The sequence below is a fragment of the Pelagibius sp. Alg239-R121 genome (genome assembly GCF_947331435.1).
Classification (GTDB): Bacteria; Pseudomonadota; Alphaproteobacteria; order Kiloniellales; family Kiloniellaceae; genus Denitrobaculum.
On record NZ_CAMZOF010000004.1, the window covers coordinates 421,139 to 436,408 of the forward strand.

A 15,270-nucleotide genomic window follows, 5' to 3' on the forward strand; every position below is an offset into this window, starting at 1 on the left:
AACCCGCGAGATGATTTGGTCGGAACGCGCCAATACCGAGCAAATCCGTCGAAACTATGCAGAGTATGCTGCTTCGATAGTGCGCTTTCCCTAACCCCGTCTTCTCCGCCGCCGTCTTCCCCCATCATCATCGCCCTCCGGCGCAGCCTTCACACTCGGCGCGGGCAGTTCCACCGCCGCCGCCAGATGCGGGAACACTGCCGTCGTATGCGGGATACCCATGGCTTGCACGAAATGGTCTTGGAACTTGGCTTCGACGGCGGTTTCGATCTTCTCGACTTTTTTGACCACTGTTTCGATGTCGTCGCGGCTTTTCTGGTTCAGCAGGGCGATGCGCGCGCCGGTGCCCGCCGCGTTGCCGGCGGAGTGGACCTTGTCCAGGGGGCAGTCGGGGATCATGCCCAGGATCATGGCGTATTTGACGTCGATATGGCTGCCGAAGGCGCCCGCCAGCATGATGCGCTCGACCTGTTCGATGTCAAGGCGGTCCATCAGCAGGCGGATACCGGCGTAGAGGGCGGCTTTGCCAAGCTGGATGGCGCGCACGTCGTTCTGGGTGATGCGCAGTTCAGGCTCGCCGTCGCCGTTCCCGTCGCCTTCGTGCAGCAGGTAGGAGAAGGTGCGGCCGTCGGGTTGGATGCGGGGAGTCTTGGCGGCCATCGCGCCGTTGATGGTGCCGTCGGTCAGCAGGATGCCGGCCAGGAACATCTCGGCCAGTACTTCGATGATGCCGGAGCCGCAGACGCCGGTGACGCCGGTCTTTTTGGTCTCGAGAGCGAAACCGGGTTCGTCGGACCAGAGGTCGCTGCCGATCACCCTGAATCTTGGCTCGAGCGTTTCAGGGTCGATGCGCACGCGCTCAATGGCGCCGGGCGCGGCACGCTGGCCGCAGGAGATCTGCGCGCCTTCGAAGGCCGGTCCGGTGGGGGAGGAGCAGGCCAGCAGGCGCTCTTTATTCCCCAGTACGATCTCGGCGTTGGTGCCGACATCGACCACCAGGGTGATTTCCTCGGCCAGATGCGGGTGCTCGGAGAGGATGACGCCCGCCGTGTCGGCGCCCACATGTCCCGCAATGCAAGGGAGCACGTAGACCCGGCCATCCTGGTTGATGTTCAGTTCCAGCTCGGTGGCCCACAAGGTCATGCCGGAGTTGGCAGCAAGCGCGAAGGGCGCGCCGCCCAACTCCGTCGGGTCCATGCCGAGCAGCAGGTGATGCATGATCGGATTGCCGACGAAGGTGGCATTCAGAATGTGGGTACGGTCAATCTGTGCTTCTTCGGCGACTGCTTCGGTCAGCGCATTGAGCGCGTCGCGCACGGCGGCCGTCATTGCCTTGTCGCCGCCCGGATTCATCATGACATAGGAAACCCGGCTCATCAGGTCTTCGCCGAAGCGGATCTGCGGGTTCATGATGCCGGAAGACGCCAGGACTTCACCGGTCTGGAGGTCACAGAGGTGCGCGGCGATGGTGGTGGAACCCACATCGACGGCCATCCCGTAGGCGTTGCCCTGAAATCCAGGCCAGATGGCGGTGATGACCTGGCTGCGGTGCACGGCGACCGTGACCTTCCAGTTGCCCTTGCGCAAGGCCTGCTGCAAGCCTTGCAGAGTGCGCAGATCGCATTCCAGATCGGTCAGGCCCCACTGGCCTTTCAAGGCAGCGATCAGACGTTCCAGATCGCCGGTGGGGTTATGCATGTCGGGCTCTTCGACCTCGACATAGTGCAGCCGCATGGCCGGGTCGAGTTCGATGTCGCGGACTTCGGCGCGCTTGCGCACGACCTGTTTGTGAACCTGGCTGTCGGCGGGGACGTCGACCACCAGATCGCCCTGGATCAGGCTCTGGCAGGAGAGGCGCCGGTCGGCCTTCATGCCGCGCTTCTTGCTGTAGCGCGCCTCGACCTCGTTGCTTTCCGAGACGTTCTCGGCCCGGCTCTGGATGCCGTGTTTGGCGAAATCGCCGATTTCCGGCTGAACCTGACAGCGCCCGCAGATGCCGCGGCCGCCGCAGACCGAATCGATATCGACGCCCAAACTGCGCGCGGCCTTGAGGACCGGTGTGCCGACGGCAAAGTGTCCGCGGCGTCCGGAAGGGGTGAATACGACCAGTGCCTCTTGTGCCACCTTGTCCGCCGTCCCCGTTACGTCTGTTTCTGCGGCGGCTGGCTGGTGTTCCAGAGTAGCGCCGCTAGCCTCTTCAAGTGCTTCTGACATACCTGCCCGGGTTCAAGAGGATTTGCAATCTCAGAATAGCCTAATGGTTGATTCGGCGCCTTGACTTGTCTCCTGACGGCATGGACTGCGCTTTTTGACACCAGCGCAGTCCCTATCCAACAGCTTTTCGAGCTCCAACCCTTGCCGGGGACTTAGCCCCATCGACGCCGGCGCTGGCGCCGGGATCAGCCTCTCCGACGACGGCGCTCACGCCGTCCAGCGCCTTCGGCCTCGGCCCCTTCCGCGGCGGGTGCCCGGAATTTCTTGATCCAGGCACGGCAATCCTTGTCGTGGCCCAACAGCACGTCGGCCGCCATGATGCCCGTCAGCTCTTCCTCATGCAGCGGGTTCATGATCGCGGAGGTCATACCGGCGCCGGAGGCCATGGCCAGGAAGAAGGCGTTCATGGCGTGGCGGTTCGGCAGGCCGAAGCTCACGTTGGAGGCGCCGCAGGTGGTGTTGACGCCCAGCTCCTCGCGCAGTTTGCGGACGATGGCGAAGGCCTGCTGGCCCGCGGTGCCCAAGGCGCCGATCGGCATGACCAGCGGATCGACAACCACGTCTTCCTTGGGAATGCCGTGGTCGGCGGCACGCTCGACGATCTTTTTGGCGACGGCGAAACGGACATCCGGATCCATTGAGATGCCAGTTTCGTCGTTAGAGATCGCGACAACGGCGGCGCCGTACTTCTTGACCAGCGGCAGAACGCGTTCCATCTGCTCGTCTTCGCCCGTCACCGAGTTCACCAGAGCTTTGCCCTGATAGACACTCAGACCGCTTTCCAGCGCTTCGACGATGGAGGAGTCGATCGAGAGAGGCAGGTCGGTCAGGGACTGCACCAGCTTGACAGTCTCCGCCAGAATTGCAGGCTCGTCGGCCAGCGGAATTCCTGCGTTTACATCCAGCATGTGCGCACCTGCGGCGACCTGCGCCAAACAGTCGGTTTCGACGCGGCTGAAGTCACCGGCGGCCATTTCCGCGGCAAGTGCCTTGCGGCCCGTTGGATTGATGCGCTCGCCGATGATGCAGAAGGGCTGATCAAAGCCGATCACAAGTTCCTTCGAATGCGAGCTGACAACGGTGCGTGACATGGTGTTTTAACTCCTGGCAAAGGGCCGCGGTGTCCGCTGTTGTCCGCGCCTGCTGTCTGTGGTTTGTGTTTCCGTATTGGTTCCGGAAGCCTAGAGCCTGATCGTTTTTCATTTGAAAAGTGAAAAACGTGAATCAGCCTCTAACCTGTTAAAGTAGAGAGTGATTCACGTTCCTGACTGATTCCCTCAAGAACGATCATGCTCTCGCGATTAGCTGTGATCATAGCAGATGCGGCTGTCACACCCGCGACACCGGATGGCTTAAAAGCGCACTGTCGTGATTTTGACCGCCAAATTAGGGTGCTAAGACGGGAAAAGTGCGGCTCAGGATAGTATGTGCCTATGCCTGAGCCGCTTCCGGCTTAAGAGATATCCCGTGTGACCTTGAAGCCTTTGCCTTTGGGATCCATGACGAATTCGCCGTCCGCCACTGCATAGGTCCAGGCCGCCGACTTACGCAGGCCGCCGAGCGGATACATATGCACCCGGGCAATGCCGCAGTTGGGGTCTTCGGCGTGATACTGGGCCAGGTCCATGACCAGTTTGTCAGGCGCGTTGACGGTCATCAGCTTGGCAATATTCTTCGCCTGACGGGTCAGAACCCGCATGGAAGGGCCGACGCCGCAGGCCTTGGCGTGGTTCAGGAGCGTCTTGATGGTCGCCAGACCGGGCACGCCAATGTGTACCGGCAGCTTGTTGCCCTCGGACTGAATCGCACGGTCCCAGGCGATGATCGGCGCGGCTTCGAAGCAGAACTGGGTGGCAATATAGAGCTTCGCGCCCGTGCGCTCCGCAAAGGCGTTCTTCCAGGTGATGGCTTCTTTTAAGCCATGTTCGGAGATGTCGGGACTGCCTTCCGGGTGGCCCGCGACGCCGATTTCGCGAATGCCGTACTTGTCGAACAGACCGGTTTCCAGCAGGTCCATCGATGACTCGAACGCACCGAGGGGCGTATCCACAGCACCGCCGAGGGCGACCACTTCTTCAACGCCGACCTCATCCTGGAGTTTTTTGAGGTTCTCTTCCATCACCGCAGCGCTGACGATCGAGCGGGCCGCGAAATGTGGCAAGGGTTGAAAACCTTCTTCCTTCAGCCGCTTCGAGGTCGCGATGGTGTCGGCGAAGTCCGAGCCGGGCAAAAAGGTTACCGCGACCTTGGCACCCGGCCGGAGGTGATCGCGGTAGTCGGGAATCTTGAGCGCCGAGCCCGGCGTGGTCTCGATCGTGAACCCGGTCACGAAATCGATGATCTGTTGCTTCATGGTGTCGGCCCCGTTCAGACTGGTGACTTTAGCAGCGGGCGCGGCGCTGAAAGCGTTCATGGCGATATCCTTAGCTCAAGAATCTGCTGATGTTGGTTCGAGGCCACCGCTGGTGACCAGTTCTTTCAGGCGGTCTTCGGTGTAGGCGCTTTCAAGGGCGTCGGCCGCTCGCGTGGCTTCTACCTCAAGATCATCGCTCACCTCACTCGGCTCGGCTCGGCGCCAATGTTCCAGATAGGAATCGCTGTCGCGCAGCTTCGCGCGCATGGCCGCCCGGTCTATCGCTTTCTCGAAGCGTTCGTCGAGTTGCCGTTTTGCGTTCTTGCGCCCAGCCTTCACGATGACCTGGGCTGGAATGTCGCGCCAGTAAACGACTGTTAACTTTGCCATTCTCTGTTCTTTCTTCGTGGGCTCACGACGAGCGCCAACCTAATGAGTCTGCCGGATGAAACTGTCCAGTTCGCCGTAACCGGTAAAGCGGTATTCGTAGCCCAGATTGATCTTCTGTGCCGCGACCTCGGCTTCGGCCTGCAGATCGGCGTCCACCGTTTGTGCCAGATAGACCAGTTTGGTGTAGTTGCCGAAATACATCGGCAGGAGTTCAGGATGCCGGTCGATACCCATGCCCTCGATGATCAGGCGGTCGAAATGCCGGACCAGGTAATCGGTCAGATAGAAACAGGTTGGATCGGCGTCGGCCTGTTCATTGAACCCGGTGACACCACTGTAGAAGGCATAGCAGTGCGGGCCGTCGATCCGCTCTGCCCCTTCCTCTTCCAAAACCCGGTCCAGGTCGCCGCCGGTTCCACAGTCGCCGTACAGCACCAGGATCTTCTCGTAGCTGTCCCGATTGTCGCGGATTTTCTTACGAACGCCCTCGGGAATCTTCTGCGGCGTGTTGTGCCAGATCGCGGGCAGGCAAGTCACGCTCAGGTGGGTCCAATGGTTCAGCCGGATCAGATCGACGACTTCGCGTGCCAGAGCGCCACAGGCGATCAGCAATGTGCGTTGGGTCGTCTCCTCCGTCGTTCCGTTCTGCATTAGATCCATCCGGGGTTACATCAGGCTGCAGCAGTGCTGTTCCTGATTTTGAGCCCGGCAGTCTTTTTGCCGGACCTGTTATCCCTTTGTCTTCGCCAGCTTCCCGAGTCCGTCCGTTCGCCTCAGGCCTATTTGCTGAGCTGGTTGTGTTTACGGGCCATGAACTCCTTGGCTGTTTCCACCGCGACAGCCGCATCACGGCAGTAAGCGTCCGCACCAATGGCTTCCCCGAAGGCTTCATTCAGCGGTGCACCACCAACCAGGACCACATAATCGTCCCGCATGCCCTTTTCCTTCAGGGTGTCGATGACGACCTTCATGTAGGGCATGGTGGTGGTCAGCAGAGCAGACATACCAAGGATATCCGGCTCGTGCTCTTCGATCGCGGCCAGATAATTCTCGACCGGATTGTTGATGCCGATGTCGATGACGTCGAAGCCCGCACCTTCCATCATCATGGAGACCAGATTCTTGCCGATGTCGTGAATGTCGCCCTTGACCGTTCCGATGACCATTTTGCCCAGCTTGGGCGCCCCGGTTTCGGCCAGCAGCGGGCGCAGAATGAACATTCCGCCCTTCATGGCGTTGGCCGCCAGCAGAACCTCAGGGACAAAGAGGATGCCATCGCGGAAGTCGATGCCGACGATCCGCATGCCTTCGACGAGCGCCTGAGTCAGGACGTCGTAAGGGGTCCAGTTCCGCTCGAGCAGGATGTTGACGCCTTCTTCGATCTCTTCCTTCAAGCCATCGTAGAGATCGTCGTGCATCTGTTTGACGAGTTCATCGTCATCAAGGGTCCGAAGGTCGAGATCGTCATCGTCCGACATGTCTTTAATCCTTAATCGCGTCTGCTATCGCACCCGTACACGCGCCGCCGCTTACCGCGCCGCCGACTCTTGAAATACAGGGCGAACCTCAAGGGCCTCATTAAGGCCAGTCCCAATGCACATTTCCATGGAATGAGGGGCCTTGAGCTTCGTCTCTCGCGACAACTGCTGTCTGAATTGCGACAAAGCATGAAACATTGTTCTGGTGAGCCCTTTGAAGCGGGCTGCGGGAAGCTTTGAGGAGGCTGGTTTCAGGCGGATGGGCCGGTGAGGTCCAGACGGCCAAAAGCGGGTGCAAAGCCTTGTCGAAAGGACCTCTGATCCTGCTTAAAGCTTCGTAAATATTAACTCTTTTTTCACGCATCTATGGTCTGTTCGTTAACCTTAATGGAAGTCTAACGGCTGATATCGGGCGCTGATTTTAGGGATACAGCCGGTTAGGGGGGACTGGATTGGTCACAAGACCGTGGATGACAAGAATTATGTTTGGGCAACTGGGTACAGGATTTCGCCGGATGTGGTTAAGCCGAGAGAGCTTTAGCCGGACAGCGGATCCACGATGGAAAACAAAGCTTCGCTGGCCGTTTTTATGGACGCCCAAGTGGGCGGCGCTAAGTGCAGCTAAACACAGTGATCGGAACTTGCGGCGCAGTTTCGACCTGTTCTCTCTTGTTTTGTTCCTGCTGTCCTGTGTCGTGCTCGGCGGCTGGGCCTTTACGACTTATCACGAAGTCCGGCGTGAGGTTCGGCATCAACTCAAAGCGGCGCTGGATGATGCTGCCATCCCGGTCGGTTTGTTTTTTGCCGATCACGAGGCCGTTCTGCGGGAGATCGAATGGGGCAGCCTCGTCAATGAGCAATCCTCCAAACCGCTGCCCAGCGAGTCTCTGACGCAGATTCTCGGCCATTGGCGTCAGGCTGCCATCCTCGAGTCGGACGGGCGGGTCGGCGAACAATGGGCGGCGATTCCCTTGCCTGGCCACAGTGAGCTGATGTCGGTGCTCGCTCAGGCCACAGAGGAACGCCGCACGGTCCTAAGCACTCCCTACAACATCGACGGCACCTGGTTCGCGACCATCGCCCGTCAGACGCGTTATGGCGAATCCGCGAAGTTCGTCGCCGCGAGTTTTCCGATTCGTTCTCTGCTGGAATGGTGGTCCGGCCTGGTTCTGCCGACGGGCGCCAAGCTGACGCTGGTGACTGAAGAAGGCCGACTGTGGGTTCAGAGGCCGCAACCGGATGGCAGCGACGATACTTCTCTGGACATCGAAATGCTGTTCGATGTGGTTTCCGATGCGGAAAGAGCTTCGGGCAGCAAGGTTTTTGCGGATGACGATGGCGGTCTTAAGCCTGAAGTCGTGACCTGGAAGGCGCTGGACCACTTCAGCCAGATCCTGGTTGCGACCCTATCTGCCGATGATATCTCGCTGATCTGGCGTAAGCGCTTCCTGACATCCTGGATTTTTGCCGCCGCGGCCTGTCTGGCCCTGCAGCTTGCAACCTTTCTGATCGGACGGTCAGTGGTTCGAGAGGCGCGAAATCGCGAAGCCATGCTGCAAGCGGTGAGCGACAGCGAGGAACGCCTGCGCGACATCGCCAACGCCGCTTCCGACTGGTTCTGGGAAATGGGCGCAGACCTCAGTTTCACCTATGTTTCCGACCGGGTGCGCGATGCCACAGGCATGGACCCCTCAAGTTTCATCGGCCACAAGGTGTTCGAGGTGCTCGATCCGGCAATCGATCCCGCGGCCGCCCAGACCCACATGGAAGACCTGGCCCGCTACGCCGGGTTCAGGGAGTTTACCTATCGGATCGACCTGTCGGACGGTCATCTGCGATGGATTAAGCTGAGTGGCAAACCACGCTTCGACGCAGACGGGCTTTTCCTGGGATATCGGGGTACCGGTACGGATATTACCGTGGAGCGTATGGTTGCCGAGCATGCCGCAGCCGCACAAGCGCGCCTGACGCGGGCGATCGAGAGCAGTTCGGACGGCGTTACACTGTTCGATTCCAATGAACGCCTGATCCTCTGCAACAGGCGCTTCCGCGAGCTCTTCTTCCCTGGGATGGAGAAACTGGTGCAGCCCGGCGCCAGCTTCACGGACATCGCCATGCTCCATGCCAAGGCTGGCCGAAACCTGGAAGCATCAAAACACCCCAGATCCTGGGTGGCAAAGCAGGCACGGCTGCGCGCGAAAAACGAGAGTCATGAAATCCGTTTGGACGGCGACCGCTGGATCCGGGCCGAACATTTCCGTACGCCCGAGGGTGATACCATCAGCCTCTACAGCGACATCACGCCTTTCAAACGGCGTGAAAAAGAACTGATGTTGCTGGCTGCGGAGAATACGCGCTTGGCCGCCGCCGTCACTGCGACGGAAGCCGGCGTCATCATTTCGGATCCACAGCGCCCCGGCGATCCGACCATCTTTGTCAATCCCGCCTTCACCCGTTTGACCGGTTATGAGCCGGGCGATGTGCTGGGCAAAAACTGCTGGTTTCTCCAGGGGCCGGAAACCGATCCTGCGACTCTGGAGACCCTGCAGCGCGGGCTCAAGACGCATAATCCGGTGCGCGTAGATATTATGAACTACCGCAAGGATTCGTCGAAGTTCTGGAGCCGCCTGGTCGTCAACCCGGTGTTCGACGACGACGGTGCCGTGCTGTATCACGTCGGCGTACACACGGATATCTCAGAACAGAAGCGCGTCGAAAGCGAACTGGTGGAGACCAAGGAGCATGCCGAGGTCGCAAACCGTGCAAAGTCTGATTTCCTGGCTGTGATGAGCCATGAACTCCGGACACCACTGAATGCAGTGATCGGATTTTCCGAATTCCTGTCGATGGAAATGCTCGGTCCATTGGGCAACAAACGATACAAAAGTTACGCCGACGATATCAAATCATCCGGGCTTCATCTGCTCGATCTGATCAACGACATTCTCGATCTTTCCAAAGCCGAGGCCGACAAGATCGAATTGCATGACGAACCTCTGGATCTGGCTGCCACGGCGGAGCACTGCCTTGCCATGGTCCGCAGCCGTGCCGAGTTGGCCAATGTGACCTTGATCAACGAGCTGCCGGCCGGATTGCCGCCCCTGATGGCGGATGAGCGCCGGATCAAGCAGATCCTGATCAATTTACTGAGCAACGCCGTAAAGTTCACGCCAGCCGATGGGACGATCCGTGTCTTTGCGCAAAACTATCGCGGACGGATCAAGCTGGTGGTCGAGGACACGGGAATCGGTATCGCAGCCTCGGACATTCCGAAGGTCCTGAAGCCGTTCGGCCAGGTCGATAGCACGGTCAGCCGTGAACATGAAGGCACCGGTCTGGGCCTGCCGCTGTGCAAGCGTCTTGCCGAGCTTCACGGTGCGGTGTTCAAGATCGATAGCGAGCCCGGCAAAGGAACGTCGATATCGGTCGTCTTTCCGGCCCAGCGGATTCTCCAGCGCGAGGCTGCCTGAAGCGGGGTCAGCTTCTAGCGATTGCACTGTCACCCTATAAAGTAGAGGCTGCCCTCTGGTGGATCGATATCGTCGGGTAGACTCTCAGCGGGAAAACTTGGTCGAGAGAATGATCGACGAGGTGGTTTTGCGGATGCCGGGCAGGGCGCCGATTTCGTCGAGCAGCGCGTCGATTCGCTCGGTTGTTTCGCTCGAAAGAACGGCGATGAGATCGTAGGGACCACTGACCGCGTAGAGAGCGGTCAATTCCGTTACAGCCTGCAAGCTGTGCGCGACCCGGCTGGAGAGTTTGGGCGCGACTGAAATCATGACATGAGCCTTGATCCGGCTGCGTTCGTATTCATCACTCATCCGCAGTGTGTAGCCATTGATTATGCCGCTGCGCTCGAGCCGCTCAATCCGGCTTTGTATTGTCGAGCGGGAAACGCCAAGCTTTCTGGCAATGGAAGACGTTGGCTCCCGTGCATTGTTTTTCAACAACTCCAAGAGCTTAAGGTCTTTTTCATCTATTGGCATATTTATGGTTACCGTCGTTAAATTGCCTTGATTTTATCGTCATTTTGACAGATTGCCTACTTCATTTCGACAGAATACTGGGCTCTGATAAGGCATGATTTCCGCTCTCGCTTCCAGAGGTGTCAAAATGACCGGCTCTTCAATGTCTAACGACCAGACCACCCGCTCGCTCATTGTCGGCGGTGGCAAGATTGGTGAGGCTATAACCGCGCTGCTCTGCGGAACCAACGATTACGCCGTAACCATTGCTGATCGGGATGGGCAGGCACTCGATCGCCTCAAGGGCACCTGGAACGGCAAGATCTCGACCCGTTGCCTTGACGTTACAGATGGCCGCGCCATGCGCGAAGCCATTACCGGCCACGATGTCGTTCTAAATGCCGGACCCTTCAGTCTGACTCCGGTGGTCGCGGAAGCCGCCAAGGATTGTGGCGCCGGCTATTTCGATCTGACCGAGGACGTGGCCAGCACACGTTGTGTCAAAGGGCTTTCCGAGGGCGCCGGTTCGGTCTTTGTGCCACAGTGTGGGTTGGCACCGGGCTATATCTCGATCGTCGCCAATGATCTCGCTAAACGCTTCGATGAGATCCACGAAATCCGCATGCGTGTCGGGGCTCTGCCGCAGTATCCTTCCAACGCGTTGAAGTACAACATGACCTGGAGCACCGAAGGTCTGATTAACGAGTACTGCAATCCCTGTGAGGCCATCCACGAGGGCGAGATGCGCGAAGTGTTGCCGCTCGAAGGTCTAGAGGAATTTGCCCTGGACGGTGTGACCTACGAGGCCTTCAATACCTCGGGGGGCTTGGGGACGCTCTGCGAGAGCTATGCCGGTAAGGTGCGGGACCTGAACTACAAGACCGTCCGCTATCCCGGTCATAACGCAATCATCAAGCTTCTGCTGAACGATTTGGGGCTCTCATCGCACCGTGATCTGCTGAAGAGTGTTCTGGAAACCTCGGTTCCCGCAACGCCACAGGATGTGATCGTGATCTTCGTCACCGTCAGCGGCATGCAGAACGGCCGCCTGACCCAGGAGTCCTACGCCAAGAACGTCTATGGCAATGAAATGGGAGGACAGCGCTGGAGCGCCATCCAACTGACCACTGCCGCTGGGATCTGTGCCATGGTGGACCTGGTGCGCGACGGTAGTCTGCCAGGGCAGGGATTGGTGAAACAGGAGCAGGCCGATTTGGACCTGTTTCTCGGCAATCGCTTTGGCCGGCATTACGCGTAATCCGTCATCCTGAAGCTGGCGTCGTCAGGGCCTCACATCGCGCCCCCGACGGACAGGCACCTATGCCGGACCCTCGGCACGTAGAAACGCAGTGGAGAGTACCCAGGCAATCATCACAGTGCCCAGGGCCTGAATCACATACGCGACGATGAGAATCAGGAATAACGGGATGTTTGGGATATAGGACGCGTTCAGCAGGTCGATGTGCGGATCCATGGCATAGAGCCCACCGATAGAAATCGCGTAGGACACGGCAAAGAGGAGAACCGGACCGGCGAGAAAATGGCCGCTGGTCCAGAGGAACTGCGAAATGCCTCTCGAAAATGCCACGCTGAAACCACGTCCCCTGTCGGCGACGAAGGCGGGGAGAAGTGTTCCGAGCAGGCCGAAGACGATCAGGAAGCAGACGGCCAGCAGGATTCCAATTTCGACGAACGCAGTGATCTCACTGCCAGCTGTAGCTGTGGCGGTAAAGACCTGTGAAAACACAGCAATTACGCCTATGACGACTGGAATCATCATCAAGAAGCCCAGTCCGAAAGTCCTTAGCGCGAAGCCGAATACGCGTTTGTTGTCCTCTGCCTTATCTCGGTTGTCCGGCAACAGAAGAGAGGCGTGCGCATAAAAAGCGAGGTAGGCCCAGATAAGTACTGAGACGAAGGTTAAGCCACTTCCGCTCGACATTTTTTCCTTGGCGATCTGAATGGCGAGTTCGCCCACAATAGCCAGAGCGACGAACGGCAGGAGTTGTGTAAAAAGTCTAACCGACGCGGGGTACATGAGCAGACAGCCTTCGAAAAATTAATTTAGGTTTGAATGAGTGGCTGAGTAGATACTATTTGACTGCCGCGGTTAAGGCTTTCCGAACAGCTGCTGCCTGAAATCGGGCGGAATAGCCCACAGAAGCGGGGCCGGACAAATGCGCAGGATCTTGATTTTGGCGATGGACGGGAATCCCGCGCTTACGCTTTCGCCAGAAAGTCCAGGCAGGCGATTGCGGCGCGACGGTTTCGGCCTCTTGGCGTCAGGACAGCATAGAGCGCCCGGTCAAAGGAAACATAACAGTCCGAAACAGGGACCAGCGTGCCTGAGGAAAGATGCCGTTCAATCAAGCCACGCCATCCGAGCGCGAGACCGCGCCCGCTTGCCGCTGCCTCCAACAAATAGACGTAGTTGTCAAAGCGGATGAATTCGGGCGCAAGGCCTGCCGTGTCAGTGCTGGCAAGCCAATCTTCCCAGGTCGCCCAACCCTGGTTGCGTTTCGTGAGCTGCAGAAACGGCAGACCGCTCCAACTTGAAACCGGCTGGCACAGTACTGCATGATGCTCCTTGGCGAAGGTTGGCGCGCAGACCGGTTGGACCGCTTCCTGGAAGACCTGCACGTAATCCGATGGCGCCTTGTCCAGGAACTCATAAGCAAATGTCACATCGATGCGGGACTCCAGGTGAAGGCCCAGCGTGTCGTACTCGTGGGTCATGATCCGGATCTGGACTTCCCGGCCCAGCGCTGCCTCCAGGGCTTCGTAGCGGGGCATGAGAAAGAGGTGTGAAATCTCGTGCGTGCAGGCGATGGTAATTTCGTCGCCTTCTGTCCAGTTCGAGATGACCGCCGCCGCGGCTTGAATCCTGTCCAAGCCCGAAATGACCGCCTGCTGGAAATAAGAGCCCTGGGCGTTAAGAATCACACCTTTCTTATGCCGATCGAAGAGCCTTGCGCCCAGCCGGCCCTCCAGATCCGCGATATGCCGGCTGACGGCCGACTGCGAGGTATTGAGTTCTTGTGCGGCGCGGCTGAAGTTGCCGTGTCGAGCGGCACTTTCGAAGGCGACCAGCGCGCTGGTCGAGGGGACGGAGAAGCGCCGCTTATTCATATCAGAAATGATATCTCATTTATGCTTCGATAGCATTATACAAGATGGTTGGGCGAGTGCAGTCTATACCTAAAACGATCTGTATGACGGTAACTGGAAACAGGGGTTGAAGGTGTCAACTTACGCTAAACCGGAACGCTGGAAGAACCCGGGCAAAAAGCTTTTCCCTCATCAGGTGGGGTTTACCTCACCGCCACACGACTTCGATGCTGCGCCGACCGATTTTTTGCGCATTGCGCCGGAGACGGTTGGCGCACATGGACGTATGCTGCACGTTCCCGGTTACGCACACGAACTGAGCCAGCGGAAGCATAACTTCCACCTGCTGGAGGAGTTTGTGGAATGCATGGCAAACAACGGTGCCGACGTCTGCGGCCAGGTCGGCACGAATTGGGTACATGCCTCCGGCACCACGCCCGACGAAATTCGCGGATTCTGCGATCGGATCGGTGACACCTACGAGACTCCATTTCACATGGCTGGTCTGTGTCTGGTCGATGGCCTTCGGGAGCTGGGCGCGGAGAAGATTGCGCTCAATTCGGTTTATTATTGGCCGGATTGGCGCGACGGCATCGCCCGGTTCCTCAGACAGGCTGGATTCAACCTTGTCTATTTCGGCAATTTCGTCGACCTCGGGCTCTATGAAACGCAGCAGGAGGTCAATGACCTGTCCTGGATCTTCCCAGGCGAGGCGGCCGCGCGCTCGATGCAGCGGCTGGCCGAGCAGGCGCCTGATGTAGATGCCTACGTGGTCAACGGCATGCCGAACTTCCGGCGTGCTGACGGCCTGCCAGAGCGCATGGTCGCGCGCGAAGTTGAGCTTGAGGCGCTGGTCGGCAGGCCAATCGTCTCATCCGACAGCGCACTCTACTGGCGTATTTTCAAGACACTCGGTTTGGCGCCTAGGCGTGCACAGGGCCGGCTGCTGTCGACGCTTCTCAAAGGGGCGTGCAACTAGGGGAACCTCGAGATGAATAAAATCTTCGTACTCTGGGCCGTGCCTCGTTCCACTTCGACCGCCTTTGAATGGATGATGCGCCAGCGAGGTGATATGGAATGCCTTCATGAACCTTTCGGCGAGGCCTGGTATCAGGGTGAAGAGCCACTTTGGCCGCGCGTAACTGACGACAGTCTTCGTACGCCGGGCCTCACACTGGACTCCGTGCTGCACAATATAAAAGCGTTGGCCGAGGAGGGGCCGGTCTTCTCCAAGGACTTCCCGCATTACGTCGACCATCTCTGGAGTGATGAGTTGCTCCTGCTCTTCGACCATTCCTTTCTGATCCGCGATCCGGCTAAGACAATCTCCTCCATGTATAGCAAGTGGCCGGACTTCCATCCCAAGGAGGTGGGCTTCGTCGAACAGCGCGCCTTGTTCGACCGGCTCTGTGACAAGTTTGGGGCGGCTCCACCTGTGCTCGACAGTGACGATCTGCTGGAAGACCCGAGAAGCATGGTGCAGTCTTGGTGTCGTGCGGTGGGCATTCCCTTCATTTCTGAGGCGTTGAGCTGGGAACCCGGTGCGCGCGATGAAGTCAGTTGGTGGGACGGCGGGTCCTTTCATGCGAACTTGCGGAACTCAGACGGTCTGAAGCCGCAAAAGCGCAGGTACGTCGAGATCGGCAGCCTGCCTGACCGGGTGAAAGAGGTTTATGAAGACAGTCTGCCCCATTATAAGCACCTGCATGCGCACCGGCTGAAGGCATCTGTGGTCACGAGCCGGTAGGAAAAACAAACGCGA

The 15,270-nt window shown here is 58.7% G+C and carries 13 protein-coding genes; 4 read left to right on the forward strand and 9 right to left on the reverse strand.

Annotation, left to right across the window (positions count from 1 at the left end):
* Positions 1-90: 90 nt before the first annotated feature.
* The 6 genes from QMZ18_RS15475 to QMZ18_RS15500 form a co-directional block, all read right to left on the reverse strand.
* Positions 91-2,214, reverse strand: coding sequence for an ASKHA domain-containing protein (locus QMZ18_RS15475; RefSeq protein ID WP_282607210.1), 2,124 nt, complete (start codon positions 2,212-2,214; stop codon positions 91-93).
* Positions 2,215-2,399: 185 nt separating this feature from the next.
* On the reverse strand, positions 2,400-3,305 hold the full coding sequence (locus tag QMZ18_RS15480) for a methyltetrahydrofolate cobalamin methyltransferase (RefSeq protein ID WP_282607211.1): 906 nt from the start codon (positions 3,303-3,305) through the stop codon (positions 2,400-2,402).
* A gap of 362 nt (positions 3,306-3,667) precedes the next feature.
* On the reverse strand, positions 3,668-4,627 hold the full coding sequence (locus QMZ18_RS15485) for a methylenetetrahydrofolate reductase (RefSeq protein ID WP_282607212.1): 960 nt from the start codon (positions 4,625-4,627) through the stop codon (positions 3,668-3,670).
* A 15-nt stretch (positions 4,628-4,642) separates the two neighbouring features.
* Positions 4,643-4,957: a virulence factor gene (locus tag QMZ18_RS15490; RefSeq protein ID WP_282607213.1), complete on the reverse strand. Its 315-nt coding sequence runs from the start codon at positions 4,955-4,957 to the stop codon at positions 4,643-4,645.
* Positions 4,958-4,996: 39 nt separating this feature from the next.
* Positions 4,997-5,608 carry a DUF1638 domain-containing protein gene (locus tag QMZ18_RS15495; protein ID WP_282607214.1) on the reverse strand — a complete coding sequence of 204 codons (612 nt, stop codon included), beginning with the start codon at positions 5,606-5,608 and terminating at the stop codon, positions 4,997-4,999.
* Positions 5,609-5,736: 128 nt separating this feature from the next.
* Entirely contained in the window at positions 5,737-6,435 is a 699-nt protein-coding gene (locus QMZ18_RS15500) for a B12-binding domain-containing protein (RefSeq protein WP_282607215.1), read from the reverse strand.
* A 515-nt stretch (positions 6,436-6,950) separates the two neighbouring features.
* On the opposite strand from QMZ18_RS15500, the gene QMZ18_RS15505 reads away from it, so the two are divergent.
* Complete coding sequence (locus QMZ18_RS15505) at positions 6,951-9,905, forward strand: PAS domain S-box protein (protein ID WP_282607216.1); 2,955 nt, start codon at positions 6,951-6,953, stop codon at positions 9,903-9,905.
* Between the two features lie 84 nt (positions 9,906-9,989).
* On the opposite strand, the gene QMZ18_RS15510 is transcribed toward QMZ18_RS15505, so the two are convergent.
* Entirely contained in the window at positions 9,990-10,421 is a 432-nt protein-coding gene (locus QMZ18_RS15510; RefSeq protein WP_282607217.1) for an Lrp/AsnC family transcriptional regulator, read from the reverse strand.
* A 127-nt stretch (positions 10,422-10,548) separates the two neighbouring features.
* On the opposite strand from QMZ18_RS15510, the gene QMZ18_RS15515 reads away from it, so the two are divergent.
* Positions 10,549-11,658 carry a saccharopine dehydrogenase family protein gene (locus QMZ18_RS15515; RefSeq protein ID WP_282607218.1) on the forward strand — a complete coding sequence of 370 codons (1,110 nt, stop codon included), beginning with the start codon at positions 10,549-10,551 and terminating at the stop codon, positions 11,656-11,658.
* A 60-nt stretch (positions 11,659-11,718) separates the two neighbouring features.
* Here QMZ18_RS15515 and QMZ18_RS15520 read toward each other — a convergent pair whose 3' ends face one another.
* Together QMZ18_RS15520 and QMZ18_RS15525 are read right to left on the reverse strand one after the other, a co-directional pair.
* The gene (locus tag QMZ18_RS15520) at positions 11,719-12,438 is read right to left on the reverse strand and encodes a hypothetical protein (protein WP_282607219.1); all 720 of its coding nucleotides are present in this window, start codon (positions 12,436-12,438) and stop codon (positions 11,719-11,721) included.
* Between the two features lie 182 nt (positions 12,439-12,620).
* A complete protein-coding gene (locus QMZ18_RS15525) occupies positions 12,621-13,529 on the reverse strand; it encodes a LysR family transcriptional regulator (RefSeq protein WP_282607220.1) in 909 nt (302 codons plus the stop codon).
* A gap of 112 nt (positions 13,530-13,641) precedes the next feature.
* On the opposite strand from QMZ18_RS15525, the gene QMZ18_RS15530 reads away from it, so the two are divergent.
* Entirely contained in the window at positions 13,642-14,487 is an 846-nt protein-coding gene (locus tag QMZ18_RS15530) for a hypothetical protein (protein WP_282607221.1), read from the forward strand.
* A gap of 12 nt (positions 14,488-14,499) precedes the next feature.
* Positions 14,500-15,255, forward strand: a complete 756-nt coding sequence (locus tag QMZ18_RS15535) for a hypothetical protein (RefSeq protein ID WP_282607222.1) — start codon at positions 14,500-14,502, stop codon at positions 15,253-15,255.
* Positions 15,256-15,270 lie beyond the last annotated feature (15 nt).